Source organism: Planococcus halotolerans, from assembly GCF_003289955.1.
Lineage (GTDB): Bacteria > Bacillota > Bacilli > Bacillales_A > Planococcaceae > Planococcus > Planococcus halotolerans.
In genome coordinates, this window is sequence record NZ_QLZR01000006.1 from 136,472 (window position 1) to 161,504 (window position 25,033).

Here is a 25,033-nt window from a genome sequence, read left to right on the forward strand (position 1 = left end):
CTATCCGATTATTCGCGGAAGGCTTTGGAACAGATTGCGCGTATAATCCAACAGCGTTGTCAGCATCCACGGTCCGAATACAACCAGCGAAATAAAAACAGCGAGTATTTTCGGTATGAACGCCAAGGTTTGTTCCTGAATCTGTGTCATCGCCTGAAATACACTGACGAGCAGGCCGACACCCAATGCGATCAGCAGCATCGGCGCTGAAATAATGATGATTGTATAAATCGATTGTTCTGCCAGTTTGATTACCATATCTGGAGTCATTGAGTTCTTCCTTCCATAACGATGCAAATTGAATTAATGATCTTTAGTAGCCGATATTCCGCAAAACAGCTCGCTTGCCTGGTGGCTTGCGCTGAGCTAACTCGGGCTCGTTGCACTTCGCCCGAGTGGATCTCAGCACTTCGCTTGGTCACCATGGCGTCTTCGCTGTTTTGCTCCATATCTCTAGAGATATCTTTCAGCGCCGGCGCGCCTATGGACTGAGCGGAGTAATAAGACGAGTGGTCTTCTCGGCTTATTGCGGGAGCTTTGTCCTAAGCGCCGAAGCGGATTAAAACCGTTTCTTTCATTTAACTTCCTTCACTAAAAACTTAGCAGCAGCGATTCGATGATCAGGTACCAGCCGTCGACCAGTACGAATAAAAGAATTTTGAATGGCAATGAAATCATTACCGGCGGCAGCATCATCATACCCATCGCCATCAAGGTGCTGGCCACGACCATGTCGATGATCAGAAACGGGATGAAAATGACGAAGCCTATCTGGAACGCTGTCTTGAGCTCACTGATGGCAAATGCCGGGATCAGCGAGGTCAGCGGTATTTCCGCGATGCTGTCGGGCTTTTCCATTTCCGCGTATTTATAAAAAAGTGCTAAATCTTTTTCGCGTGTGTGTTTTGCCATAAACTCTTTCATCGGCAATGCCGCTGAGTCCATCGCTTCTTCCTGTCCGATTTCTCCGTCCAGATAAGGCTGAAGCGCAGTTTCATTTATCTCCGAGAATATCGGAGCCATGATGAAGAAGGTTAGGAACAATGCGAGTCCCACCAATACCTGGTTCGGCGGCATCGATTGAGTACCGAGACCGGTCCGGACAAAGGACAGCACGATGATGATGCGGGTAAAACTGGTCATCAGGATTAAAATTCCGGGAGCCACTGACAAGATCGTCAGCAGGAATAATAATTGCAGTGTAGTTGAAACGTCTTCGGGATTATCGTTGCCAAAATCGATTCCGGGAATGTTGACGAGCATGAGAAGAGAATCCATCATAACAAACGCCCTTCTTTATCCTCGGAATGCTGCTTGCTGAGATCCGATTCCAATTTGTCCTGCTTTTTACGCTGTTTATCGAGACTCTGCTTGAACAATTGCTCAAACCCTTTCGTTTGGGAAGGGTTCTTCTCCAAGTGCCCGCCGACCTTTTCTTTTATGAAACTGGTCACCGTCTTCGGCAGTAATGGCGAAGCTTGGGTTTCCACGTCTTTTTCGATTCCATTGATTTCATCGTCTTCGGTAAATTCTTTGATCAACGTCACTTGATCGCCGACACCGATCAGATAAATCTGTCCTCCCACTTTTACAAGCTGAAGGGATTTATTGTTTCCTAAGGCTGTTCCGCCCATCAGCTTTACAGCTTGGTTGGGCTGGAGCTTTTTCTGCTTCATCGACAGGAATTTGATCAGGCCGTAAATCATGAAGACAATTAATAAGGTGTAGAAGATCAATTGGCCGATCACCACGATAAAACTTTTTTCTTCCGGCGCTGCCGCTTCAGCGGGTTGTTCCTGCTGTTCGACTGCCGGTTGGTCCGTGTCATAGCTGTCGCTGACTTTCGGGTCGGCGGCTTGTGCTCCGGATGGTATCCATACTGCCGACAGCGTCAGCAGCAGGATCATCATAATACTGTATAAAGACATTTTTTGGATCAAGCTTGTAGACTCCTTACATAAAGGTATTAGCGAAGCTTCGAGATTCGTTCTTCTGTAGATAGGATATCGGTAACGCGGACCCCGAAGTTTTCATCGATGACTACAACTTCACCCACGGCTATCAATTTGTTGTTCACTAAAATATCGACTGGTTCTCCCGCTAATTTGTCGAGTTCAATAATCGACCCTTGAGAAACGCCCAGTATTTCTTTAACCGTCCGTTTCGTGCGTCCCAGTTCCACTGTGACCTGAAGCGGAATATCCATCAGCATATTCAAGTTGTTCGGTTCGGTATTTGCGGCCGCTGAATCATCAAAACTTGAAAACTGTACTGGTTGGATACTTGGTGAAGAAACGGATTGTTCTTTTTTATTCTGTTCGTTGTTTTCATTGTTCGAGTCAAATTGCATATCCTGTGTCTCCTCCGGCACTTCCTCTTCACCTGAACCGGTCAAGATTCCTGCCATTTGTTTTGCCAGACGCACCGGAATACACATATGGAATTCCGCGTACTGGCCGTTTTGCGCTTTCAATTGAAACGCGGCTTCAGCAAACCACTCTTCCGCAGTAAAATTCGCTGCCGGAAAATCTTCCCGATCTTCGACCATGTCCATTCCGGACAGGGAATGGCTGACTTCCAATTCCAATAAAGCAGAGAATGTCTGGGAAACAGATGCATACATCTGCTGTACGATATCCTGAAGGATTTCGAATTGGCGTTCCGTATCTTCGCTTGCGCTTCCCGGGTCCACCATTGCAGTCAAAGCCTGCACCTGTTCTTTATTCACCGAAACAAATTGAATGCCTGACACATCACCCGTATATTCACCGAGCAGCACGAAGAAAGGCGCCTGCGTTTTTGCCATGATTTCTGTTTTCGGCTTAACCGACAACTTCGGTGAGCTTACCGTCACTTGGTTCGACAGCAATATAGACAATACAGCCGAAGAACTGCCGAGTGCCACGCTGAACAATTCCGTCAGCGCTTCGTTTTCGATTGTGGAAAGTGACGTATTCGCCATTTTCTTCTCCTCCTTCTCTCCCCGGTTCAACAAGCCGTTTATTTCATCTGAAGACAAATTACCAGTTACCATCGCTGTCATCCTCCTGCGTTTGAACATCCGTAATTTGTACCGCCAAACGGCCTTTGGAAACCCCGGCTTGAGCAAAAAACTTCTGCTTTTCATCAACGAGCACCGTCACCGGATCCGAAAAGGATTCCTGCAAACGGATCACATCACCGTTTTTCAGATTCAGAAAATCTTCAATATTGATGGAAGATTGCCCTAGAACCGCTTTCACACTCATTTTGGTGCTTTGCAGTTTTTTCTCCAAAGCGGCCACTTCGTGATTTTCTTTCGTTTTTGTCTGATTCGCCAGCCAATGCCTCGCCGACAGTTTTGGCAGCACCTTTTCCAGTACCAGGTGCGGCAGGCACAGATTGATGACGCCTTCTACATCACCGATTTTCGTGTGAAGCGACACCATGATGACTGTCTCATTCGGTGGTGACATCGTCAGAAATTGAGGATTTACTTCAATTTCCTTCAAAGACGGTGACAACCGGATAACCGATGTCCATGCTTCCTGGAAACAATCCAGTGCCTTCACAAAAACCCGTTCAATGATTGAAGTTTCAATTTCCGTCAAATCGCTTGTTTTATTCAATGCATTCCCTTGCCCGCCGAGCAGACGGTCGAACATCACGTACGCCACATCCGGAGAGAATTCCATCACCATGCTGCCTGGCAGCGGGCTTGCTTCAAATACACCAAGCAATGAATTTTTCTCGATATTCTGGATGAATTCCTCGTACGAATATTGTTCCACTCCCGTTACCGTAAGCTGGACATATGTACGTAACTGCGTAGAAAAATAAGAAGTCAGCAAGCGCGCGAAGTTTTCATGGATCCGCGTCAATGTCCGGATCTGGTCTTGTGAAAACCGCAATGCTTTTTTGAAGTCATAATTGTTCACTGTACGTTCTTTGCCGATCTTATAAGGTGCAGGCTTCTCTTTTTTAATGGAGGAAAGAATGGCATCTATATTTTCGTCTGATAAATGATCTACCATGGATGTTTCCTCCTTATTCAATCGGGTCAGGCTTTTGGATTGTCGGCAAAATGCTGATCTGCTGATAATAGGCTGTCACTTTATCCGTGACTTCTCCGACTGACTCCAGAACGTGGATTTTCTTGCCCGACACCAGTGTCACCACTGTATCCGGTGTAGCTTCGACTCTTTCGATATAAACCGCATTTATGGTAAACGGCGTCTGATTTAATTTCGTCAATAGGATCATATAAAAGCGCCTATCGAGGGAAGCTCAGCTTCCCTCAGGCCGCCCTCCTTTATTATCGTTTCAAGTTAACAACTTCTTGAAGAATTTCATCAGAAGTAGTGATCGTGCGTGAGTTTGCTTGGAATCCACGTTGTGCAATAATCATTTCAGTGAACTCTTCCGTTAGGTCAACGTTGGACATTTCAAGCATGCCGGATGCGATGGATGTGTTTGCACCTGCCACTGTTTGAGGGTTGATGCCATCTGCACTGGCCAGTCCAGTCATTTCATACAGGGAACCACCAAATTTGTTAAGGCCCGTCGGGTTTTCAGGATTTGAAATAGCGAGATTAAAAAGAACTGTTTCATCACCATTTGGTTCTTTCCCAATAACTTCGCCTGTCCGGTTAACACTGAATGAATTATATGTTCCCTGATCAATCGTAATTGGAGCAGCCGCTCCTCCTGCAGCAGGAAAACCAAGTACATTGTATCCTTGCGAAGTAACAAGACGTCCATCTTCAGTTACCGTGAAATTACCGGCACGCGTCAAGTATTGGCCATCTTGTCCTGCAGCTTCCGGGTCTTGCACAATGAAGAAGCCGTCGCCCATCATTGCCAGGTCCGTCCCAACGCCTGTCGTCATAGAAGATCCGGCGTTGTGGTTTACATTGATCGCTCCTGTTGAAGATCCAAGACCGACTTGCATCGGGTTAGCTCCTCCACCGGACATATTCTGGCTCAATAAATCCTGGAAGTTGATTGTGCTTTTTTTGTACCCGATTGTATTGACGTTGGAAATATTATTACCGATGACATCTAGCTTCGTTTGGAAACCTTTCATACCTGACACACCTGCGTACATTGAACGTAACATTTAGTTTTCCCCTTTCAAGTATTGTCCGTATCCCAGTTGGAATCAGACAATCTCGTGGTCGTTTTTAATTTCTGTATTCATTTCAATCCGGTTGATTGCTGTGAGTGGAATTTTCTTGTCGCTGTCCAGAAGTTCAATCGTCAGTTCGCCGTTTTTGCTCGATAAAGCTTTTACAATTCCCTGGCCCGTTTCCATCTGGCTATCTACTTCATAAGACCAATCGATCGAAGTGCCGATCAGGTTTGCGTGATCTGCCAATGTTTGATTGTTGCTAGAACCAGCGGCAAAATTAGTCATCGTCTTGTTCAAGTTCGTCAATTGCTCCAAGCTGCTGAACTGTGCCATCTGCCCGATAAATTCAGTGTCTTTCAATGGTTCCATCGGATCCTGGTGCTTCATCTGCGTAACGAGAATCTTTAGGAAAGCATCCTGGCCCAGCGTATTTTGCGGATCAGACGTTTTTGCCGCTGTCCCCGCCATCACATTAGCAGTCGATGTATTTGTAACGTTCATCAGAACACCTCTTTTCTTGTTAAACTGTGTAATCCACTTTCATCATTCCCGAGTCGAGGTGGCTTCGCTGCACTGCTGTTTTTTCTTCTATCTGCTGATAGCCATTGCTTTCGCGGCCGGCGTTATTCTGTCGCTGCTGTTGTGTGAATCGCTGCTCGGATTGGGCATTTTGCTGGCCGAGTGATTGCTGTGAGTTATTTTGCACAACTTCAATCTTTTCAACCGTCAAGCCTTGCTGGATCAATGTGCTCCGAAGCTGATTCAGCTGAAGATCCAAGGCATCTTTCGCCGCCATGCTGCTCGTGAAAATCTGTGCGGCGATTTTGCCGTTCGTTTCTGTCAGCCGAATATCCAGATGGCCTAAATGATCCGGTGAAATATTCACTTTGATTTGGGTACTTTCACCGGTTGTGCTCATGCGCATCGAATTTTTGAATACCTCACCCAATTCTTCGGTCAGGTTATTCATCCGTACCACCGGAGCCGGCATAATTGGAGGCTCTGATCTGGCCTGCACCGGTTGAGTTGCCTGCGCAGGCGCAGTAGTTGATTTTGCTGTGTCTGCGGAAGCAGCAGTTTGCGTCAGGCTCTGCTTGGTGTCATCCTGCTGTGAAGCTTCCTGTTGCTGTCCTCCGTCGCTTCGACCCGCAATGACAACAGCGGCAGAAGTTTGCGCTTTGGCTGCCTGCGCTTCATCCGCGTCTACGCTTTTGGTTTCTCCAGCGACTTTCATCTGTTTATCTGATTCGGCTGGGACGACTGCACCGATTTTTGCTGCCTGTTCAGGTTGAGCGGCCGCTGCTGAAACTTTTTTTCCGCTATCAGCGAGTGAACCAGTGATTTCCAGGATTTTATTGGCTATCTTTTCGATTTTTTCAGCATCCATCGCGATAGTTTTTCCTTCGACCCCCATTAAACTCATGCTGGCGTCGAACTTTTTTGTATCAGCAGTTGTAGTTGCCGGCAAAATATCACTTAGCTTTTTAACCAACTCGATTAACTTCGACTGAACTTCTTTTGGTATCACCTGCTTTTCAGCATCCGTGTTAATCGGTGTGAATTTTCTCTTTCCTGTTGTATCAACTAGAATCGTTCCTTCTTTTCTTGCCGGCTGCAAATTGACCAATTGCATCAATTCATACATAAGCTTTTGCTGTTCTTCTGAAAGTTCTTCAACAGGCTGCTCCTGCAGAGCGGCAAGCATGTCTTCAATCTTTTTAAGCAATTGCTTCGGCAACGCCTGGTCTGAGCTGTCGCTTTGCTTCGCGCCGCCCGCCAATGATTGGAACAGGCTTGAGAAAGCTTTCGAACCTTCAGCCGCCGGAGCTTCAGCTTTGGCGGACGCTGATTCGCCAGATTGCTTTACAGTCATAGTAGATACTGAACTTGCGATATTTATTGGATTCACCCTCTTTCAGCTGTAATGGCTTTCGATGTTCGGTAAAAACGGGTGCTCGCCAGTTCGTCGAAGAAATTCTGTTCCTGCACTTTCTTCTCGTCCTGAAACTTGCTGAGCTCCTGTTCTTTCAGGCTGCCCCAAGTCTTTTCTTCCTGCGCTTTCTGCTGCAGCTGGTTCTGCGTTCTTGTGACATTGCCCTGAAGGAATTCCAGTTCCCGGTTGGTAACCATGGATTGCTCCTGCAGCTGGTTTATGTACATTTCAAGCTTCTGCAACTCGCCGACATTGATGCCGCCTTGCTGCTTTTCTCTTTTGAGATGTTCTGCTTCCGCCAGTTTGTCTGTAATCGCTCTGCTTTTCTGATAGCCCGCCTGCTCTTTTTTTATCGCGTCAGCCATCTGTACCTGGGCAAAGCCTTTTTCGTTCTCTTTCAGTTCAAGGATTTTCTGAAATCGGAAATTGAATTGCGTCAATTCTTAGTCCCCCCAAATTGCTCTGTCAATTTTTCGATGCTTGCATCAAGCGTGGTGTTTTCATAAATATCCTGTTGCAGATAATCTTTGATAAGTGGATAAGAGCGTATGGCCTGGTCTATCTCTTTATTGGCACCCGCCTTATAGGCTCCGATATTAATCAGATCCTCTGCCGAATCATATGCCGACAGCATTTTTTTGAATTCGACAGCCGCTTTCTGGTGTTCTGTGCTGACGACTTCGTGCATGACGCGGCTGACGCTGGCCATAACATTAATGGCTGGAAACTGTCCTTTTTGCGCGATTTTACGGTCCAGCACAATATGCCCGTCCAATATCCCGCGGACTGCATCCGCAATCGGTTCGTTCATGTCGTCGCCGTCGACCAATACCGTATAAAACGCGGTGATTGATCCTTTGGCCGAAGTCCCCGAGCGCTCCAGTAATTTTGGCAATAAAGCAAAGACACTCGGCGTATAACCTTTACTGGTCGGCGGCTCACCTACCGCAAGCCCGACTTCACGCTGCGCCATCGCAAAGCGCGTGACCGAATCCATCATCAGCATGACGTTTTTCCCTTGATCCCGGAAATATTCCGCGATGGTGGTCGCTGTCATTGCGCCTTTGATGCGCTGCAGCGGGGTCTGGTCCGAAGTCGCCGCCACGATGACCGATTTCTTAAGACCTTCCGGACCAAGGTCGCGTTCGATAAAGTCGCGCACTTCGCGTCCACGTTCACCGATCAACGCAATGACATTGACATCCGCTTCCGTATTCCGTGCAATCATCCCGAGCAGCGTACTTTTGCCGACGCCGCTTCCGGCGAATACGCCGATGCGCTGGCCTTGTCCGACAGTGAGGAGTCCATCAATTGCGCGGACACCAACTTCCAACGGCTTTTCGATTCTCGGACGCTGCAACGGATTCGGCGGCGTGTTGTTCGTCGAGTATTTCTTGAGCCCTTTCGGCAACCGTGTTTCATCCAAAGGATTTCCTGTGCCGTCCAGAACTTTTCCGAGAATCGATGGTCCGATTTTTATCTGCAGCGGCACACCTGTTGCCACTACCAGACAACCTGGCCCGATCTGGGAAATATCATTCAACGGCATCAGCATCAATTTATTTTCACGGAATCCAACCACTTCGGCTTCAATCGGCTTTTCGTAATGATTCGGATACAGCAAACATATTTCACCGATTTTGGCGTTCGGGCCTTTGGATTCGATGGTCAATCCGATGACCTGCACAACCTTGCCGTGCTTTTTAATCGGTTCCACTTCATCAATCAGAGCCAGGTATTCATCTTTCCGCTGGTTCATCATTTGTTTTCTCCTCACAATAAGCGAGTAAATGCTTTTTGATTTCTTCCAATTGGCTGTCGATGGTCACGTCATAAGAGCCGCTTGGCGTATGCAGCATGCAGCCGCCGGCTTCGACATTTGCCACTGGAATCATTTTTAATTCACAATCTGCCCTTACATAGGTTTTAAGCTCTTCCAGGAAGGGTAATAATACCGGGTAATCGTCCAAAGACACTTGCATGTTGATGTCTTCGGCTTCTTCGATATGCTTTAAAGCTTGCTTAACAATATTCAAAAGCTGCTCTTCATGCTGCTTTAACTCTTCTTTAATCACACGTTCAGCAATGCGGACACTTAATGACAGAAGAAACGTTTCCGCTTCCTGTACGATTTTCGATTTTTCGCTATAGGCTTCCCGGATCAGCTCTTCCATTTCGAGCCGCTTTTCCTTGAAGTCTTCTTCGGCTTGGAGATAACCCTGCTGTTTGCCAGTCTCAAATCCTTGCGCCGTTGCCACATCTGCAAGGCGTTCCGCTTCAGCTTGGGCTTCTGTCCGCGCCTGCTCCCACCAGAATTCAATGTCGGTCTGTGCTTGCTGCTGCTTCTCCTGCAGCTCATTTTCCAACTCATTTTTCTGGGCTAATAAAGCCGCGATTTCTTGCTTTACGGACAATATTTGCTGTTCAGGATCTTTTTCGTCTTCGGGCTCCTGGATATTCCGGAACTCTATCTTTTTCGTCTTGAGTATTTTTGTTTCGACAGGTTTCCCGTGATGATAGCGGATGACATTAGACAATCAGCTCATCTCCATCTCCGCGGGACACCATGATTTCGCCTTTTTCTTCAAGGCTGCGAACCAATGCGACAATATTCGTTTGCGCATTTTCCACATCTTTCAGTTTCACAGGACCCATAACGTCGATTTCATCGCGAATAACTTCCGCTCTTCGTGCAGACATATTTGAGAATATGCCTTCTTTGACATCTTCGTTTGCCACTTTCAATGCAAATGTCAGATCTGCATCCGATACTTCGCGGATAACGCGCTGAATCGAGCGTGTTTCGAGTGTAACGATGTCTTCGAAAACAAACATCCGTTTCTTGATTTCAGCGACAAGATCCGGGCTGTCGATTTCCAACTCGGTAAGAATCGCTTTTTCAGTTCCTCTGTCCACGTTATTCAATACCTGGACAATCGCTTCGACACCGCCGGTAGCTGTGTAATCCTGCGCTCCGGAAGCTGACAGCTTGCGTTCGATAATCTGTTCCACCTGATGGATTACTTCCGGTGATGTGCTTTCCATCAAAGCGATCCGCTTCGCTACTTCCGCCTGTTTAGCCGGCGGAAGCTGAGCAATGACCTGCGATGACTGCCTTGAATCCAGATAGGACAGTACAAGTGCTATTGTCTGAGAATGTTCATGCTGGAGGATGTTGAAAAGCTGATTCGGATCTGCTTTTCTCGCAAAATTGAATGGTTTGACATGAAGCCTGCTCGTCAGACGCCCAATTGTATCCATCGCACGGTCTTTCCCTAAAGCCTTCTCCAAAATACCTCTTGCATACTCGAGCCCGCCTTCATCCATAAAGTCCTGGCCAAGTACCATTTCGTAAAATTCATCTATCACTTTTTCTGTCTGGCTGCTTTTCAACTGTCGCACATTTGAAATTTCCATCGTCAATTGGTCGATTTCCGGTTCCGTCAGCTGTTTGAATATCTCAACAGCGACATCCGGACCCAGTCCTACCAGTAATACGGCTACTTTTTGTACGCCGGTTAATTCTTTAGCACCTTTAACCACAAGTTACACTCCTACTCTTCCGACATCCAAGTACGCAATAATTTCGTGAAATCTTCCGGACGGCCTTTTGCCAGTTTTTCAATCGTCTTCCGTTTCGGATTCGATCTTGAGTCAAATTCCGAAAGATCGATTTCTTTCTCCTCTTCCTCCAGGGATCCTATCGGCGTTACAGGCTGTTCAAACATATCAAAGCCGTAATCCTCTTCGATTACTTCACGTTTTCTTCTCATTAGAACAAAAATCAGGCTTCCGATGATTAAAATCAGCGCAACAGCTGCTCCGGCAATCAATAAAAGACTGTTTGGAATCGTGCCGAACCAATTATCAATCGGGTCTTCAGCTTCTACGACCGTTTTGCCCTGGAACTCTGTAGCAAAGACCGAAATACGATCATCCAGTTCAAGCTCGTTGACTTCAGCGCCATTCATGCTGAGTGCGGCACTGACCGTGTTGCCCAGCAGATTCCGGATATCGCCGACCGTTTCAAGCGTCAGGCTATCAGGATTACCAGGTACCGGTGGTTCAACACCGACATTGATCGTAATATCATCAATCACATAAGGGCTCAATTCGATTTGGCGGTGAATCCGGTTTACTTCGCGGTTGATGCGCTCTTCCGTTCTTTCCGATTCACTGTTCCCGCCTGCACCTGCAGCTGGATAATTGGCAATCTCACTATCTCCAGTACCCGCAGCGTCTTCTACTGCCGCGCCTTCACTGGAATAGGTTTCAACAATTCGTTCCACGCTGATATCAATGCCTTCGCCCGTTTCTTCATTAACTGGCTCAACCAATTGTTCTTCGCGTTTTTCTTTCGTAAAATCCACACTCGCCATTACCGACACAACGACTTTATCGCGCCCAAGCAATAAACCGAGCATCTGCTGTAATTCTTTCTGAATATCTTTTTCGATATCCTGTTTGATATCGCGCTGTTGCTGGTACACCGTCAAAGTCGTATCAGCAGCCTTTTCGTCTTCCATGGTGAAAGTCTGTCCGTTCTGATCCATGATAACGATCTGATCTGATGGCAGACTCGGAACACTCTTGCTGATCAGGTGATACAAGCCATTGACTTGCTTTTGATCTAATTGAAATGAAGGCTCGCCTTTAATGACTACAGAAGCTGTCGCTACCTGTTCATCATCCGTCAGCCACACATTTTCCTTTGGCAGTGTAATCATCACATTGGCATCCGTTACGCCATCAATCTGGCGGATCAGCATGGCCAATTCGTTTTGCATCGCATCCCGTTCAACAACATCAAAATGGCGGTCAGTCATGCCCAGCCCCATATTGTCACTGAAAATGCTGTAATTCACATTGCCGTTCTTCGGGATTCCTTCAGCGGCTAAACTGACTTTCAAGTTTGCCACTTCTTCTGGCGGTACACTGATTGTCTTGCCGTCTGACGAGACTTCCGTCAATATCCCCTGCGCTTCAATCGCCGCCTTAATTTCACCTGTTTCAGCCGGTGATAAGTTCGAATACAACGGCGTCATATCCGATTTGGAACCAAGAAATATGAAAACGAGCAACAGCAGGAAAGTAACAAAAAACGATCCGATTATCGTCCATCTTATCTTTGGAGAAATATTTCCCCAGGTCTCACTGACTTTTGTCTTATAAGCACTAAACTTCTCTTTCATCGATCACTCATCCTATTTGCCAGAATCATACTTGCATTCTCATTACTTCTTGGTAAGCTTCCACTACTTTATTGCGCACTTGCATCGTCAGCTCGAGTGAAAGACTCGCTTTCTCCGAAGCGATCATCACTTCGTGGATATTTTCAACCTGCCCGGTTGCCAGATCACTTGTCAGCTTATCGGATGCTTTTTGTGTCTGATTGACATTCTGTATCGCTTGTTTGAAAATCTCACCAAAACCTTCTACTTTGTTTTCAGGCTTCGCGATCGGATTAGTCAAACCTTGTATAAACGGTGTCTGTATCTGATTAATTGGATTCATCGTATTTCCCCCAGGTTTGTTTCTTTATAGAAGTAACTTAAATAATTTAGTATCTCCGGAAGTGAATTACTTCCCAATTTCCAAAGCTTTCATGAACATGCTTTTTGATGCGTTCAGCGCAGTCACGTTCGCTTCATATGATCGCGTTGCCGACATCAAGTCGACCATTTCTTTGATTGGATCGACATTCGGCAACTGTACATAGCCGTTTTCATCCGCATCCGGATGGCTCGGATCGTAATTTAATGTGAAAGGCGCGTCATCTTCTTTAATTCGTGATACCGATACACCCGATACAGCATTGTTTCCGTTGCCCATCATCGACTGCAATTTCTGCTCAAACGGTGAAACACCGCTTTGCGTCAATTCCACTGTTTTCCGGCGATAAGGTGTCCATTCGCCGTTAACCATTTGCGACCGCGTCGTTTCCGCGTTTGCAATATTGGCAGATACCACATCCATCCGGAGTCGGTTCGCCGTCAGGCCGGACGCGCTGATATTAAAACTGTTGAATAAGCTCATTCGAATTATCTCCCTCCACTGATGACAGAACTCAGGCTGCGGAATTTCCCGCTGATTCTGTCGGTTACTGCATTATATAGAAGCTGGTTTTTCGCCAACTCCGCCATTTCGACATCCATGTCGACATTATTGCCGTTAATTTTATACTCCGAATTTTCATTGACTGTGACCCTCGGATCAAATTGCGAGGATTCATTGCTGAATGCAATATGTTTCGCATCAGTCTTATAACTCGACAGTGCCTGCTTGCTGGAAGCATTTTTCAACGCGGTTTCAAAATCGACTTGTTTGGCTTTGTAACCCGGCGTATCCACATTCGCTATATTCGCCGTATGTGTCTGCTGCTTTAGGGCTGAAGTTGATAAAGCCCTTTCCAGCGACTGGATTGTGGGTGAAATGAGATTCAATTTCCTTCCTCCTACTATAAATATGCATTCATTGCTGCAAATAAAAATCCACCCTCAATAAAGGTGGACAAGCTTCACAGCTTCCATCTTCCGGTGACCCGGCTGCCTTATAAACAAATACTTAGGCCCGTGGTTTTGCGTCCTTTTCTTTCAAAAAGTTTGCCTTTTTCAGGATAGGTTTTATTACTTTCTACTTTCAAACTCCTACTTTTCTATCATTTTCAAATTTAAGTTCCAAGTTATAGTATCACATAAATAAAAAATTGTATATTTTTGATTAAAAAATTTTTTATGGTTTTATTTTCCAATAAGCTTGTCAATATTGTCAATAAAATGTTATGCTTACGCATATTAATCTTATTTTCTCGAGAGGAAGAGATCGAACAATGTTTCGTGGTTTATACACCGCCACATCAGGGATGATGGCGAACAACAGACAGCAGCAAGTGCTGACAAACAACTTGGCAAATGCCATGACCCCTGGTTTCAAAAAAGACCAATCCGTCATGCGCGCATTTCCTGCCCAATTAATCAAAGCAATGGAATCCGGTGGAACTACAGTTGGAGGAGCAAAACTTCCAGCTTCGCAAAAACATATCGGTACACTTCATACAGGAGTTTATACGCAGGAAGGAATTCCTTCTTTCACACAAGGCGCTTTAAAAAATACAGGAAATTCTACAGATTTAGCCTTGCTCAGTTCGTCACTTCCAATCAACCCGGAGACTGGACAGCAAGGGGCTGTAAGCTTTGCCGTGTCGCTGCCGAACAATGAAATCCGCTATACCCAAAACGGACAATTTACTGTTGACGATGCCGGATTCCTGACAACAGCTGAAGGATTCAACGTTTTGAATCAAAACTTACAGCCTATTCAGGTCAATTCCACTGAATTTACTATCGGTGAAGGTGGACAAGTTACATTGGCCGACGGAACTGTAAATAATTCCCTATTTTTATCTTATACCGAAAATCCGCAACAATTTATCAAAGAAGGCCAGAATCTTCTGCGCTGGGCCGGCGATCCCGCCTTGGCTCCCGTGTCGATTGAACTTGCCGGGCTCGGCAATACCGGCCCCCTTGTTCAGCAAGGATATATTGAACAATCGAATGTTGATCTAACGCAGACTATGACCGATATGATGAAAACTTACCGCGGATTCGAATCAAACCAGAAAATAATCCAGGCCTATGACCGCAGTATGGAAAAAGCGGTCAATGAAATCGGCCGTGTATAATGGGAGGCCCAGCTAAATGAATATCCAGATGAACTCCGCGGCTTCCTCTATGCGCGAATTGCAGAAAAAAATCGACACAATCGCTAATAATATCGCGAACGTCAATACCACCGGCTACAAACGGCAGGAAGCGAATTTCGCCGACGCCCTGGTGCAGTCGTTCGAAAAACAAGCCGGCCCGCTTGAAGCCGGACGTCAAACACCAAATGGCATCCGCATCGGCGCTGGCGCAACCGTTTCACAGATTGCCCTTCGCACCAATCAGGGGTCAGCTGTCCAAACCGGCCGCGAACTCGATTTCATGATCACTGGCGAAAACGGCTTTTTCCGCGTCGAGTCTGAAGGCAATACGTATTACACAAAAAACGGTTCATTCCAATTAACACCAGATGCAGCCGGCAACCAGCTGAATCTGGTTACATCCAACGGTGAAGCCGTCCTCGGTGCGAATAACCAGCCAATAACCATCGACAACGATTACGATAAAATCACTGTACATGAAAACGGCACAATCGAAGTAACGTATAAAACTGCCGGCAAGCCAGCAGACACATACCAATTGAGCATCGCTGAAATAAACCGTCCGGATCTTCTTCAGAAAACCGGCGGCAATCTTTATGAATTGCCAGGCACCGAAGCTGAGCAAGTCGCCAACGGCACCTTGCAGGTTTTGAATCTTGCCGACGGAAATGACGGCTCAATCCGCGTCGGCCAAGGCGCGCTGGAAATGTCCAACGTCGACTTGACCAATGAAATGACCGAATTAATCGCTACCCAGCGTTTGCTGCAATCGCAAAGCAAGGCGATTTCATTTGCTGATGATATGCGCGGGCTTGTAAATACTATAAGAGGTTAATAAGAAAAGCGGATACCCACATGGGGGTGTCCGCTTTTTTGATTTATGCCCAAGTCGGGTCCGTTTATGCCCAACTTTTGTCGTTTTATGCCCAAGTCCTGTGAAATTCTAAAAAGCAGGAGTCTCTTGTCCTGAACTTAAACAATTCGCCTGTTAAATGGATTAATTAAACAAAATATTTCCCACACTCCTAGCTTTCGATTTTACTCCCTACTCGGCACCGTTTACTCCCAACTTTCATCGATTTACTCCCAACTCCCTATAATTCGTGACAGATAACGTCCCCCATCATACGAAACCAGCTCACGGCAACTCCTATTTTTAATATGGATTATTTTAACAGCCATTCTCCCTCAAATTCCCCCGTCTTTCACCCATTCCCTCCTCCTTCTCCAACAACCCCTATATTGAAAAAATCTCCGCATCCGCGAAGATTTCCTTAAAGAAGGAGTTTTTCGCAATGCGAAAAACATCCACTATGGTTTTGAATTCCAGGTTCCCCGCTTTTCGGCCGGGCTTAGGCGAAAAGCATCCAACCAAGCTCTTGAATTTCCGGCGATTACAAAATGCACTCGATTACAAAAAACAAAAAAGAGCATTGCCATAATGGCAATGCTCTTTCTCTCATTATTATCTTAAAAAGTCCATCAAACTTGGCTGAATGATTTTTGCTGATGCCGCGAGACTCGCCTGGTACAGGCTTTCTTCGCTTTTCAGCTTTGTAATCGCTTCGGCGATGTCAATGTCTTCGATCTTCGACAGCATTTGCTTCAACTCTAGCGTGCTGCCGGAGATGCGGTTTTCGACAGCTTCGACGCGGTTTTTACGGGCTCCGACTTCAGCAGCCTTTTGCAGCATCTGGTCTACTCCGCTATCGATTTTATCCAACGAAACTTTTTCGCCGGCACGCAGGTTTTGCGCTGCTTCCGACAGTTTCGCAAAGAGGCCATCTTCTCCTTCACCGAATAATTCTCCCGCCTTCACGCCAACTTCCAGCGTCAAGCCGTCCGCAATCGTAAAAGTTTTCAATTTCACATCAGCGAAATTGGCTGTTTCGTGCGAGTTCTTTTCTGCATAAGGCGCATTTTTCGTATCCGTCCCATTGAACAGGTAATTGCCGTTCACTTGTGTGTTGGCAAACTGGCGAAGCTGCTCCGTCAACTCTTCGACTTCCGTCGCAATGATGTTACGGTCTTCATCGTTCAATGTATCGTTATTGCCTTGAACAGACAATTCGCGCACACGCTGCATGACATTCACCATGCTGTTGATGGTCTGATCCGTTTCATCCAGCACTAAATTGGCTTCACTCGTATTGCGTTCGTATTGTCCGTTAGCCGAAATGGCTGACTTCAATTGCATCGCTTGGCTCACACCGTGCGGATCATCTGAAGGTTTATGGATTTGCTTGCCTGTCGAAGCGTCGTTATACGCTTTATTCAGGCGGCTCATGTTCTGGCTGACGTGGTTCATTGAATTTTGATGTAGCATCTGATGTGAAATTCTCATTATACTTACCTCCGGTTACCGATTATTAACGTGCAGCCATCCGGTTAATAATCGTATCAAGCATCTGATCCGTCGTCGATATCAGCCGAGCTGCGGCACTATATGAATGTTGGAATTTAACTAGATTGGCCATTTCTTCATCCAAAGAAACGCCTGTTACAGATTGGCGGCGATTTTCCGTCGCCTGCAATGTCGCTTCGAAGTTCGCAACTGAGCGTGTTGCCGATTGGCTTTCAGCGCCCAATGTACTGACCAGCTTCTGGTAATCAGACTTCACGCCTTTAATGTCTGTCTCCATCTCTGCTGTCGGTGCACCAAGTGTCGCTCCAAAGTCGACTGCCATAGCGGTAATGCTTGCCGTGTTGCTGAACAACGGCGTGCCGCCTTCAGTTTTATTGTTGGCAGCTGCAAATGTTGTTGCTACTGAGATCAATGCACTGTGGTTTGATTCAACTTTATTTTCCGCTGCAATCAAACCGGCAATCTTCCCGCCTGTCACTTCAGTAGTATCGTCAATCTCGCTTACTGTTGTGCCAACAACGAGGGCAAGCGGTGCGTCGTCTTTTTGAACCAGGCTGATGTTATAAGCTCCGTTCGACTGCGCATCCACTTTGATCGGAGCAAGTGACGATAATTTCTCGACGAGCACATCGCGCTGGTCTTTCAAATCATTCGACCCATTGCCGCCGCGGACAATCGATTCGTTCAATGAAGCGATCTGCTTCAAATAATCATTCGCTTCAGAAATTGCGGCTGTTTTTTGCTCATTTAAGTCGGTTTTCATGTTAGCCATTGAGCTGTCCATTGACTGCGCCGCTTCGACAAATGCCTGCGCGCGTTCTTTGACAACCGCTTGTGCAGATACGCTGTCCGGATTATTCGAAAGATCCTGCCATGCGTTCCATAATTGGTCCATCGCTGCATTCAAGCCGGAATCGCTTGGCTCATTGATGATCGATTCCAAACGGTCGAACGTTGCCTGTTTTGTCTGTGCGTCCGCAAGCGTCGCTGATTGGTCGCGGTATTGATTGTCCAGGAAACGGTCCCGCACACGCGTGATCGAGTCGATGGAAACGCCTGAACCTAGCTGGCCAGGGTTCGTGCTGTTCGTCCAGACATCCAGTGAAGGAGTCGTGCTCTGGTTCACCTGCTGGCGCGAATAGCCTTTCGTATTGGCGTTGGCGATATTATGGCCAGTCGTCGCAATGCTTGCCTGCCCGACGCTCAAAGCGCGTTTTCCAGTCTCTAATCCGTGAAATGTTGAAACCATGTGTTTCCCTTCCTTCTGCTCCGATCAGGCTTTCGTATCGAAAAAGCCGCGGTTGCTTGTTTGTGATTTTTGGCCGGCTTGGCCCATTGGTGATTGGTAATTGAATTGCTGCTGCTGTGACTTGGTGATTTGGTCAATCATATGTTGTACAAAGCTCATGGAATCTTTCAGCAGGCGGTCATTGATCTTGTTTTTCGCCTGCAATTCCGCAGTAAGCTCCTGTAATGTTTTCAATTGGGATTCGATCTTTTGTCTTGCCTGTCCATCGGGAAGTTGATCTAGATATGACTGGAAACCTGCTGCAGCAGAATCCTGCGCAACACTTTCCATTGCTGCCATCCGTTCTTGTTCCGCTTGTTCGAGCTGTTTGACCAGCTTCTTCTCTTCTTTTGTTACCCCGTTCAAATTGTCCACATTGCGCTCAATCAATGCCGCTTTCTTATTGTCAGCGCATGTGATGAGCTGCTGTTGGACGTCTATTAATTGATCCAGTGCCGTGACCATTGCATTCAAAATCCGACACACTCCTTTTAACTAAACTATATTAAAGAACAATTGTAATTATACCGCTTCGGCGCTTTGGACAAGGCTCACACCATAAGCCGAGAAGAACACTCGTCTTATGGTTCCGCCCAGTCCGGCGACGCGCCGGCGCTGGAGAACTCTCTAGAGATATGGAGCAAAACAGCGAAGACTCCCAGGCGACTAAGCGAAGTGCTGAGATCCACTCTGACGAAGGTCCGAGTTAGCTTAGCGCGAGCCGCCAGGAAAGTGGAGCTGTTTTGCGGAATATCGATTGGCAAGAATCATTAATTTAACTTATATATCCGTTTTATTTTCCGTACCAGAAATCAAACATCTTTTCTGCCACTTTTTCGCTGTTCACCTGGTATTCGCCAGACTGGACCTGGGCCTTCAGCGCCTGTATCTTTTCATGGCGCTCAAATTCCGCTTTGCTTTCGAACATCTGCTTGGCTTCATTTGAAATCTGCAGCTGGTCTTCCTTCTGCAATGGCTTCGTCTTGTCCACTTTCGAAACCTGCATTTGCTTTTGGTAAGATTGAATAAAGGAAGAACCGTTTGTTTTATCGATATTCATTCCTTCACCGCCCCGTCTTTTATATTTTAATTTCTTAGTTTCCAATATCGCGCCGCCTGAGCATGCTCGTTCGGCCTGTTCGCTTCTTCCAGAAACTTTTCCGCCTTCAAGGTCTTGTTAACCTCGGCAGTGAATTCCTCGAAACAGTTCTTGCACAGCATCTGCCTCTTGATAAGAGTACCACAATGCGCGCATCCGTAACCCAGATTCGGGTAATCTTCAACGTAGATCCTGCCGTCCCGGATGAATTCCGCAATCCGTTTTTCCGCTACCTCAGTGAATGTGCTGACTTCTTCAATGGAAGCGAACCGGTTTTCCTCAACTTTCAGGAAATCGTTGACAACCTTGAACTCCTGCTCCATTTCCTTGTAGCAATCCAAGCAATAATCCGTATGATCCTTCAAATATAACTTCCCGCAAATCGTGCAGTTAGCTAATCGATCTGACTGCATAATAATCACCCAGTTCCTTTATATAGTAAGTATCGGCATAGTTCACGGTTTGTTTAGCGTTTTTTAATTATTGAACCTTGAATTCGGTAACTAACACGCGGTCCACTTTTCCGGTCTGGATAATGTCCGCCAATTTCCCTTTCAATTGCTCTTCCAGTTCAGCAATGCCTTCCTGTCCGACCAATTCTTCTTTCGTAAATCCAGCCACTGTTGAAATGATCGCTGCGCGTACTTCCGGCGTCCGCTTCGCAGCTTCTTCCTTCGCTTTTTCACTGTCCAATAAAATATTAAATTGGACGATTCCGAAATTCGGCGATGCCAAGTTTGTTGTAATAACATCTGTATCAATGCTCATTGCTGCCAGCTCTTCCGCTGAAGGCTGTTTTTCTTTTTCCGAAGAACCTTCCGCGTCTTTTCCTAAGAAAAAGAACGCACCCGCTCCTGCTGCAACCAACACAAGCAATGAAATAAGCAAGACTTTCATCATTTTCCCCATAACGCACCTCTATTTGCTATTAGTCTGTTTCTTCATGTGCATACAATGAAATCAACACTTCCACCCGGCGATTTTCCGCACGGCCTTCCGCTGTATCGTTGCTGGCAATCGGCTGATGCTCTGCAAAGCCGGTTGCGCTGAATTTCGTTGGATCCAAATCATTGTTTTCCAGTAAAATCTTCATAAAGTTGATCGCCCGGGCGGAGCTCAGTTCCCAGTTGGAAGGGTATTTGTCGGAAGTGGACGGGATATTATCCGTATGCCCTTCGATAAAGATGCTGCGCGGCGGATCTGTCACCAGCATCTTGCCGATTTCTTCCGTGACTGTCCGAGAACCTTCTGAAATGTCTGCGCTTCCTGAACGGTACAATACGCCATCCTTAATTTTCAGCACCAGGCCTTTGGAAGTCAGTTCCGCTTCCAATTTATCTTCCATATTGCGCTCTGCAATATAGGCTTTCACTTTATCCTGTATCGCCGCAAGTTCTTTATAATCCTCCGCCAGAGCCAATTGCTCGATCTCTTCGGCAGTCATTTCAATCTTATCGTTAATTTCCTCTTCCACTTCCGGCGGTGTTGTCGCTTCCCCTTCGGTCGGATCGACATCATTCGGTTCAGCAAGCTTCGACGTTTCTTCAAACGTTTCAACCGCTGACTGCTGATCCAAAATCCCTGTTCCGCCTTGAAGTTCCTGGTTGAATGAATCCGAAATCTCCTGGAATTTCTGCGAATTCACTTCACTGGCTGCAAACAGCACGATGAATAAAGCGAGCAACAAGGTGAGAACGTCCGCGTAAGGAATCAGCCAGGATTCGTCTACGTGATCTTCATGTTTTTTCTTACGCTTCAACGCCGACACCTTCTTTTACTTCCTCTTCAAGAACACGGTCCTTGAGCGGCAGGTAAGTCAATAGTTTCTCTTCCACTGTACGGACCGGCAGGCCTTCGTGAACCGCCAGCAAGCCTTCCAGCATGATGCGCTTAGTCCGTGCTTCGTGCTCGGATTTACGCTTTAATTTATTGGCGAATGGATGCCAAAGTACGTACCCTGAGAAAATCCCGAAAAGCGTCGCGATGAACGCGGCGGAAATCGATTTTCCGAGAAGCGCGATATCGTCCAGGTGCCCAAGTGCTGCAACCAGCCCGATAACCGCTCCCAGTACCCCAAGTGTCGGTGCATAAGTGCCGGCCTGCGTGAAAATTTTTGCGCCAAGTTCGTGGCGTTCTTCCATTGCCGCTATATCTTCTTCCATCATTTCGCGAATCTGTTCCTGCGGCTGGCCGTCAACGACCATTTTCAAGCCGCGCTGTAAAAACGGATCTTCCACTTCTTCTGCTTTTTCTTCCAAAGCCAATAGCCCTTCGCGGCGTGCAAGCATCGCCCACCCGGAGAACATCGGCACCATTTCTTTGATTGACAGGGTTTTATTATCCGAGAAAAGGACTTTGAACAAGCTCGGAATCTTTTTAACTTCTTCCATCGGGAACGCGACCAATATACATGCGATTGTTCCGGCAAAAATGATGACTAGTGCTGCCGGATTATATAAAGCGATTGGGCTGGAGCCTTTTAAAATCATGCCTCCAACCAAAACGACTATTCCAAGTATTACGCCAATCCAGGATGTCTTATCCACATCTGTAACCTCATTTCACTGCTTTGTCTCTGTCTAATGTTGCTATTTTTCTGTAGCCAGAAATCACTTGAGGCAGACGCGTTCCGCAGGGAGCGGCCTGAGCCTCCTCATCGCTTTGCTCTTGCGGGGTCTCAGGACTCGCTCTTAATCCTGCAGGAGTCGCTGCCTCCAGCGATTTCTTCGGGGTTGTTTAATAAAAAAATTACTTCCCCTTCACCAATGCCATTGCTTCTTTCCATGTGTCGCGCAGTTCTTTGACTTGGCCTTCTGCTTCTTCGAGAATGGCCATGTCGTTTTTGATGTTCGCTTCTATAAGACGGAAGTTAATGTATTCGTATAGTTGAGCCAAGCCTTCTGAAATTGCGATATCACGGTCAAGGGTGATTTGGAATTCCTGGATGATTGCCTGTGCTTTGATTAAATTAGTATTTTTTTCTTCGATCTTACCTTCTTCCATCGCGCGTTTTGCCAGCTTGATGAATTTCAGGCAGCCGTTATAGAGCATCAAGGACAAGTCCTGCGGTGATGCCGTAATGACTGAGTTTTGTTGATATGTTTGGTAAGGATTATTGATTGCCAATTGTAGAACCTCCTTGTATTACTTCCGCTGATCGATAAATGAGCCCTCGGTGGATTTCGTCTGATACGCACCGACATATTTTTTCGATGCCTGGCTTGTCTGATTCAGCCGGTTCATCTGGGTTGTAAAAGATTGATGCAATCGATTTAATAGCGGCTGCATTTCATCTTCATAACCTTTCAGTTGACTGATGACTTTTTTATCTTCAGAAGTCCATTCGAATTCAGCGGCTTTTGTATATTCACTGAGCTGATTGATGACTGCCTGACGCCTTTCAAACAGCACCTGCACAGACTCGAGTTGTCCTTCTTCATTGTTTTCCATTTTCGAATGCACCGTTTTTGCCTGTGCATTCAATTTTTCTGTAAGCTCGAGAAATTCAGCCAGTCTGAGTTGATACGCGTCCATTACATACCACCGAACATATTTTGCTGCATCCAAGCGCTTTGGGAATTCATCTGGCTCAGTGCTTTCTCCATTGCTGTGAATTGTTTCCAGTAGCGGTCTTCAATCCGCGAGAGTTTATCTTGCCATTTGCTGATATCTTGATCCATTTGTTTAAGATATTTCGTCATTTGGCTGTTATCTACAAGGCTGGACGGACTGCCCGCCTTATCGCTTAATCTTTTCACTACATTATTCAAAGTTTCATATACACGGCCGCCGACCCCAACGTTTTGATCGCCAACACGATTCGTGAACAATGCCATTACTTCATCTGGCTGTTCTGTCAAAGCAGCTTTCAATTTATCTTCATCAATGAAAAGCTTGCCGCCTTCTGTGTAGTTTCCAGTATTGATACCGATCTGCGACATCAAATTGAGATTACCATTCGGTACCCCTGCAACTGGATCCATGAATGAGCGGCGCAGTTCCTGCATAGCACCTCGTAACACTGGGTCATTGCGGAGCAAACCGCTGCGGGCTTTTTCTTCCCAAAGCTCAATTTCATTTTCCGACATATCCTTTTTTTGCTCTGTCGAAAGTGGCTGGAAATTCGGATAGCGTTTTTCAACCAATTGTTTTTCGATATCACCGATTGCTTCATTATATTTATCAACGAATTCTTTGATTTTATCGAATGTTTTTGTTGCGTCTGCCTGCACAGTGATGATCGATTCTCCAACACTTAAGAGATTTATAGTCAAACCGTTAATTGTTGTTTTGTTGGTATTCAGATTGTCGACAGTGATTCCGTCGAATGTGACTTTTCCAGTTGCTGCTGCAGACATAAAAGTATCTGTCGCTGTAGCGGCGCTTGTTGAGAAAGAAGAAACGAATTCTCCAGCTGTTGCACTTTCTTGGTTTACCACTTGCTTCGCCAATGCGGAATTGGCAGTTCCATCAGCATTCTCAAAATCCATCGTGAAATTCTGATCCGCGCCCATCCCTTTTGTCGAGATGAAGAACCTTGAAGTTGTGTTATCAAAGCTCATCCGCAATTCCGGTACTTTACCAGCCGTCGCATCCTGTACTTTTTTAGCGACTGCTTCATATGTATCAGTTGCTTCTATAGCAATTGGTATATCGACAGCCCCTGTTCCGCTGCCTTTGATTACGATGTTGCCTGCCACACCGATTTGATCCGTGGATTTGGCTGCATTATTCGCATCTTTCATTATCGTATTTGCTGAATGGACTTTTGCTCCACTCGCCAACCGTTCCACATTCACTTTATAACTGCCACTGACTGAAAGCGCGGAAGTCTCCGCCGTCGCTGCTCCTGGAACTGACGAAGTTGCGCTATATGAGTTAAAAGTGCTTTGAAGCCTTAAGCCACTAGCTAAATTCCGTAAATTGGACAACGATAAATTGACATCCCGGAACGAATCTTTCTGCCATTCCATAAGAGTTTTCTGCTGCATCAATTTATCCAACGGCATTTTTTGTATCTTCATCATGTCTCTTACGATTGCATCTGTATCCATTCCGGAAGCCAGTCCACCTACACGCATTTAAATCACTCCGATTCTATATCATTCTTTTACTTTTTCTCGTCTACTATTAATCCCATGAGCTCCGTCATCGACGCATACATATCAAGGAATTTTTTATTAGGGATTTCTTTCAAAACTTCGTCGGTTAAAGGATTTATCACTTGCACATAATATTCATTCAAATCTTCATGCAATAAAAACTTAACGGCAGTTGTTGTCGGCTCAAGAAATTCATTCATGCCTTCGATCTGGTTCTGCACCATCTCTTTAGTGATTTGTTCCTGATGAATTTCTTCTTTTTGTATAGGAGTTTCAGATTTTACCTGAATTTTTATTGGTTCAATAACCACAGTTTCATTGCTTTTGAAAATTGGAATAACAGGTGTACTTTTCACTTCCATCGCTCTCTATCCCCTTGTCCGATCAATCTACATAATTGCCATACTTATGTATCGGCAGAAAAAGAGATATTT

Annotated in this window: 31 protein-coding genes and 1 riboswitch; of the genes, 2 read left to right on the forward strand and 29 right to left on the reverse strand. The window is 46.1% G+C overall.

The genetic code is table 11. The features are described from left to right. From fliQ to flgB, 17 genes are all read right to left on the reverse strand, one after another. Complete coding sequence (gene fliQ / locus DP120_RS14140) at positions 1 to 270, reverse strand: flagellar biosynthesis protein FliQ (RefSeq protein WP_112224316.1); 270 nt, start codon at positions 268 to 270, stop codon at positions 1 to 3. A 321-nt stretch (positions 271 to 591) separates the two neighbouring features. After that, positions 592 to 1,281, reverse strand: a complete 690-nt coding sequence (gene fliP, locus DP120_RS14145; RefSeq protein ID WP_112224317.1) for a flagellar type III secretion system pore protein FliP — start codon at positions 1,279 to 1,281, stop codon at positions 592 to 594. Continuing rightward, positions 1,278 to 1,940, reverse strand: a complete 663-nt coding sequence (locus tag DP120_RS14150) for a flagellar biosynthetic protein FliO (RefSeq protein ID WP_165843812.1) — start codon at positions 1,938 to 1,940, stop codon at positions 1,278 to 1,280. Before DP120_RS14150 ends, fliP begins: the two co-directional genes overlap by 4 nt. A gap of 26 nt (positions 1,941 to 1,966) precedes the next feature. Next, a complete protein-coding gene (gene fliY, locus DP120_RS14155; protein WP_112224318.1) occupies positions 1,967 to 3,034 on the reverse strand; it encodes a flagellar motor switch phosphatase FliY in 1,068 nt (355 codons plus the stop codon). Beyond that, complete coding sequence (gene fliM, locus DP120_RS14160; RefSeq protein WP_112224319.1) at positions 3,021 to 4,013, reverse strand: flagellar motor switch protein FliM; 993 nt, start codon at positions 4,011 to 4,013, stop codon at positions 3,021 to 3,023. The genes fliY and fliM overlap by 14 nt, the downstream gene beginning before the upstream one ends. Positions 4,014 to 4,026: 13 nt before the next feature. Next, the gene (locus DP120_RS14165; RefSeq protein ID WP_112224320.1) at positions 4,027 to 4,242 is read right to left on the reverse strand and encodes a flagellar FlbD family protein; all 216 of its coding nucleotides are present in this window, start codon (positions 4,240 to 4,242) and stop codon (positions 4,027 to 4,029) included. 52 nt (positions 4,243 to 4,294) lie between these two features. After that, complete coding sequence (locus DP120_RS14170; RefSeq protein WP_112224321.1) at positions 4,295 to 5,098, reverse strand: flagellar hook-basal body complex protein; 804 nt, start codon at positions 5,096 to 5,098, stop codon at positions 4,295 to 4,297. 42 nt (positions 5,099 to 5,140) lie between these two features. Further along, positions 5,141 to 5,611 (reverse strand): flagellar hook capping FlgD N-terminal domain-containing protein, encoded by a 471-nt coding sequence (locus tag DP120_RS14175; protein WP_112224322.1) that lies wholly within the window; start codon positions 5,609 to 5,611, stop codon positions 5,141 to 5,143. 19 nt (positions 5,612 to 5,630) lie between these two features. Then, positions 5,631 to 6,983 carry a flagellar hook-length control protein FliK gene (locus DP120_RS14180; RefSeq protein WP_133257398.1) on the reverse strand — a complete coding sequence of 451 codons (1,353 nt, stop codon included), beginning with the start codon at positions 6,981 to 6,983 and terminating at the stop codon, positions 5,631 to 5,633. A 32-nt stretch (positions 6,984 to 7,015) separates the two neighbouring features. After that, positions 7,016 to 7,483: a flagellar export protein FliJ gene (gene fliJ / locus DP120_RS14185; protein ID WP_112224324.1), complete on the reverse strand. Its 468-nt coding sequence runs from the start codon at positions 7,481 to 7,483 to the stop codon at positions 7,016 to 7,018. Beyond that, positions 7,480 to 8,802: a flagellar protein export ATPase FliI gene (gene fliI, locus DP120_RS14190; RefSeq protein ID WP_112224389.1), complete on the reverse strand. Its 1,323-nt coding sequence runs from the start codon at positions 8,800 to 8,802 to the stop codon at positions 7,480 to 7,482. The genes fliJ and fliI overlap by 4 nt, the downstream gene beginning before the upstream one ends. Further along, the gene (locus DP120_RS14195) at positions 8,783 to 9,580 is read right to left on the reverse strand and encodes a FliH/SctL family protein (protein ID WP_112224325.1); all 798 of its coding nucleotides are present in this window, start codon (positions 9,578 to 9,580) and stop codon (positions 8,783 to 8,785) included. The genes fliI and DP120_RS14195 overlap by 20 nt, the downstream gene beginning before the upstream one ends. Then, positions 9,573 to 10,586 (reverse strand): flagellar motor switch protein FliG, encoded by a 1,014-nt coding sequence (gene fliG, locus DP120_RS14200; protein WP_112224326.1) that lies wholly within the window; start codon positions 10,584 to 10,586, stop codon positions 9,573 to 9,575. The genes DP120_RS14195 and fliG overlap by 8 nt, the downstream gene beginning before the upstream one ends. A gap of 11 nt (positions 10,587 to 10,597) precedes the next feature. After that, positions 10,598 to 12,235 (reverse strand): flagellar basal-body MS-ring/collar protein FliF, encoded by a 1,638-nt coding sequence (gene fliF, locus DP120_RS14205; RefSeq protein WP_112224327.1) that lies wholly within the window; start codon positions 12,233 to 12,235, stop codon positions 10,598 to 10,600. Positions 12,236 to 12,260: 25 nt separating this feature from the next. Then, on the reverse strand, positions 12,261 to 12,557 hold the full coding sequence (gene fliE / locus DP120_RS14210) for a flagellar hook-basal body complex protein FliE (protein ID WP_084243338.1): 297 nt from the start codon (positions 12,555 to 12,557) through the stop codon (positions 12,261 to 12,263). A gap of 66 nt (positions 12,558 to 12,623) precedes the next feature. Further along, positions 12,624 to 13,079: a flagellar basal body rod protein FlgC gene (flgC, locus tag DP120_RS14215; RefSeq protein ID WP_112224328.1), complete on the reverse strand. Its 456-nt coding sequence runs from the start codon at positions 13,077 to 13,079 to the stop codon at positions 12,624 to 12,626. A gap of 5 nt (positions 13,080 to 13,084) precedes the next feature. Then, complete coding sequence (flgB, locus tag DP120_RS14220) at positions 13,085 to 13,486, reverse strand: flagellar basal body rod protein FlgB (protein ID WP_112224329.1); 402 nt, start codon at positions 13,484 to 13,486, stop codon at positions 13,085 to 13,087. An 89-nt stretch (positions 13,487 to 13,575) separates the two neighbouring features. After that, positions 13,576 to 13,660: riboswitch (cyclic di-GMP riboswitch) on the reverse strand. Positions 13,661 to 13,872: 212 nt separating this feature from the next. Here flgB and DP120_RS14225 point away from each other — a divergent pair. Continuing rightward, positions 13,873 to 14,724 carry a flagellar hook-basal body protein gene (locus DP120_RS14225; protein ID WP_112224330.1) on the forward strand — a complete coding sequence of 284 codons (852 nt, stop codon included), beginning with the start codon at positions 13,873 to 13,875 and terminating at the stop codon, positions 14,722 to 14,724. Between the two features lie 16 nt (positions 14,725 to 14,740). Further along, the gene (locus DP120_RS14230) at positions 14,741 to 15,580 is read left to right on the forward strand and encodes a flagellar hook-basal body protein (protein WP_112224331.1); all 840 of its coding nucleotides are present in this window, start codon (positions 14,741 to 14,743) and stop codon (positions 15,578 to 15,580) included. 630 nt (positions 15,581 to 16,210) lie between these two features. Here the strand turns inward: DP120_RS14230 and flgL are convergent. The 12 genes from flgL to flaG all read right to left on the reverse strand — a co-directional run bounded on the left by flgL (position 16,211) and on the right by flaG (position 24,961). Continuing rightward, positions 16,211 to 17,089: a flagellar hook-associated protein FlgL gene (gene flgL / locus DP120_RS14235; protein WP_112224332.1), complete on the reverse strand. Its 879-nt coding sequence runs from the start codon at positions 17,087 to 17,089 to the stop codon at positions 16,211 to 16,213. Positions 17,090 to 17,114: 25 nt separating this feature from the next. Further along, on the reverse strand, positions 17,115 to 18,359 hold the full coding sequence (flgK, locus tag DP120_RS14240; protein ID WP_112224333.1) for a flagellar hook-associated protein FlgK: 1,245 nt from the start codon (positions 18,357 to 18,359) through the stop codon (positions 17,115 to 17,117). A 24-nt stretch (positions 18,360 to 18,383) separates the two neighbouring features. Next, entirely contained in the window at positions 18,384 to 18,863 is a 480-nt protein-coding gene (locus tag DP120_RS14245) for a flagellar protein FlgN (protein ID WP_233786185.1), read from the reverse strand. A 328-nt stretch (positions 18,864 to 19,191) separates the two neighbouring features. After that, positions 19,192 to 19,458, reverse strand: a complete 267-nt coding sequence (gene flgM / locus DP120_RS14250; protein ID WP_112224391.1) for a flagellar biosynthesis anti-sigma factor FlgM — start codon at positions 19,456 to 19,458, stop codon at positions 19,192 to 19,194. A gap of 26 nt (positions 19,459 to 19,484) precedes the next feature. Further along, entirely contained in the window at positions 19,485 to 19,862 is a 378-nt protein-coding gene (locus DP120_RS14255; RefSeq protein ID WP_233786018.1) for a flagellar protein, read from the reverse strand. A gap of 115 nt (positions 19,863 to 19,977) precedes the next feature. Beyond that, complete coding sequence (locus DP120_RS14260) at positions 19,978 to 20,406, reverse strand: flagellar basal body-associated FliL family protein (protein ID WP_112224334.1); 429 nt, start codon at positions 20,404 to 20,406, stop codon at positions 19,978 to 19,980. Between the two features lie 19 nt (positions 20,407 to 20,425). Next, complete coding sequence (gene motB / locus DP120_RS14265) at positions 20,426 to 21,256, reverse strand: flagellar motor protein MotB (protein WP_205854553.1); 831 nt, start codon at positions 21,254 to 21,256, stop codon at positions 20,426 to 20,428. Next, positions 21,246 to 22,043: a flagellar motor stator protein MotA gene (gene motA / locus DP120_RS14270; RefSeq protein ID WP_112224336.1), complete on the reverse strand. Its 798-nt coding sequence runs from the start codon at positions 22,041 to 22,043 to the stop codon at positions 21,246 to 21,248. The genes motB and motA overlap by 11 nt, the downstream gene beginning before the upstream one ends. Positions 22,044 to 22,245: 202 nt before the next feature. Further along, on the reverse strand, positions 22,246 to 22,623 hold the full coding sequence (fliS, locus tag DP120_RS14275; RefSeq protein WP_112224337.1) for a flagellar export chaperone FliS: 378 nt from the start codon (positions 22,621 to 22,623) through the stop codon (positions 22,246 to 22,248). Positions 22,624 to 22,641: 18 nt separating this feature from the next. Continuing rightward, on the reverse strand, positions 22,642 to 23,031 hold the full coding sequence (locus DP120_RS14280) for a flagellar protein FliT (RefSeq protein ID WP_112224338.1): 390 nt from the start codon (positions 23,029 to 23,031) through the stop codon (positions 22,642 to 22,644). After that, positions 23,031 to 24,578 carry a flagellar filament capping protein FliD gene (gene fliD / locus DP120_RS14285; RefSeq protein WP_112224339.1) on the reverse strand — a complete coding sequence of 516 codons (1,548 nt, stop codon included), beginning with the start codon at positions 24,576 to 24,578 and terminating at the stop codon, positions 23,031 to 23,033. Before fliD ends, DP120_RS14280 begins: the two co-directional genes overlap by 1 nt. A 29-nt stretch (positions 24,579 to 24,607) precedes the next feature. Further along, on the reverse strand, positions 24,608 to 24,961 hold the full coding sequence (flaG, locus tag DP120_RS14290) for a flagellar protein FlaG (RefSeq protein WP_112224340.1): 354 nt from the start codon (positions 24,959 to 24,961) through the stop codon (positions 24,608 to 24,610). Positions 24,962 to 25,033 lie beyond the last annotated feature (72 nt).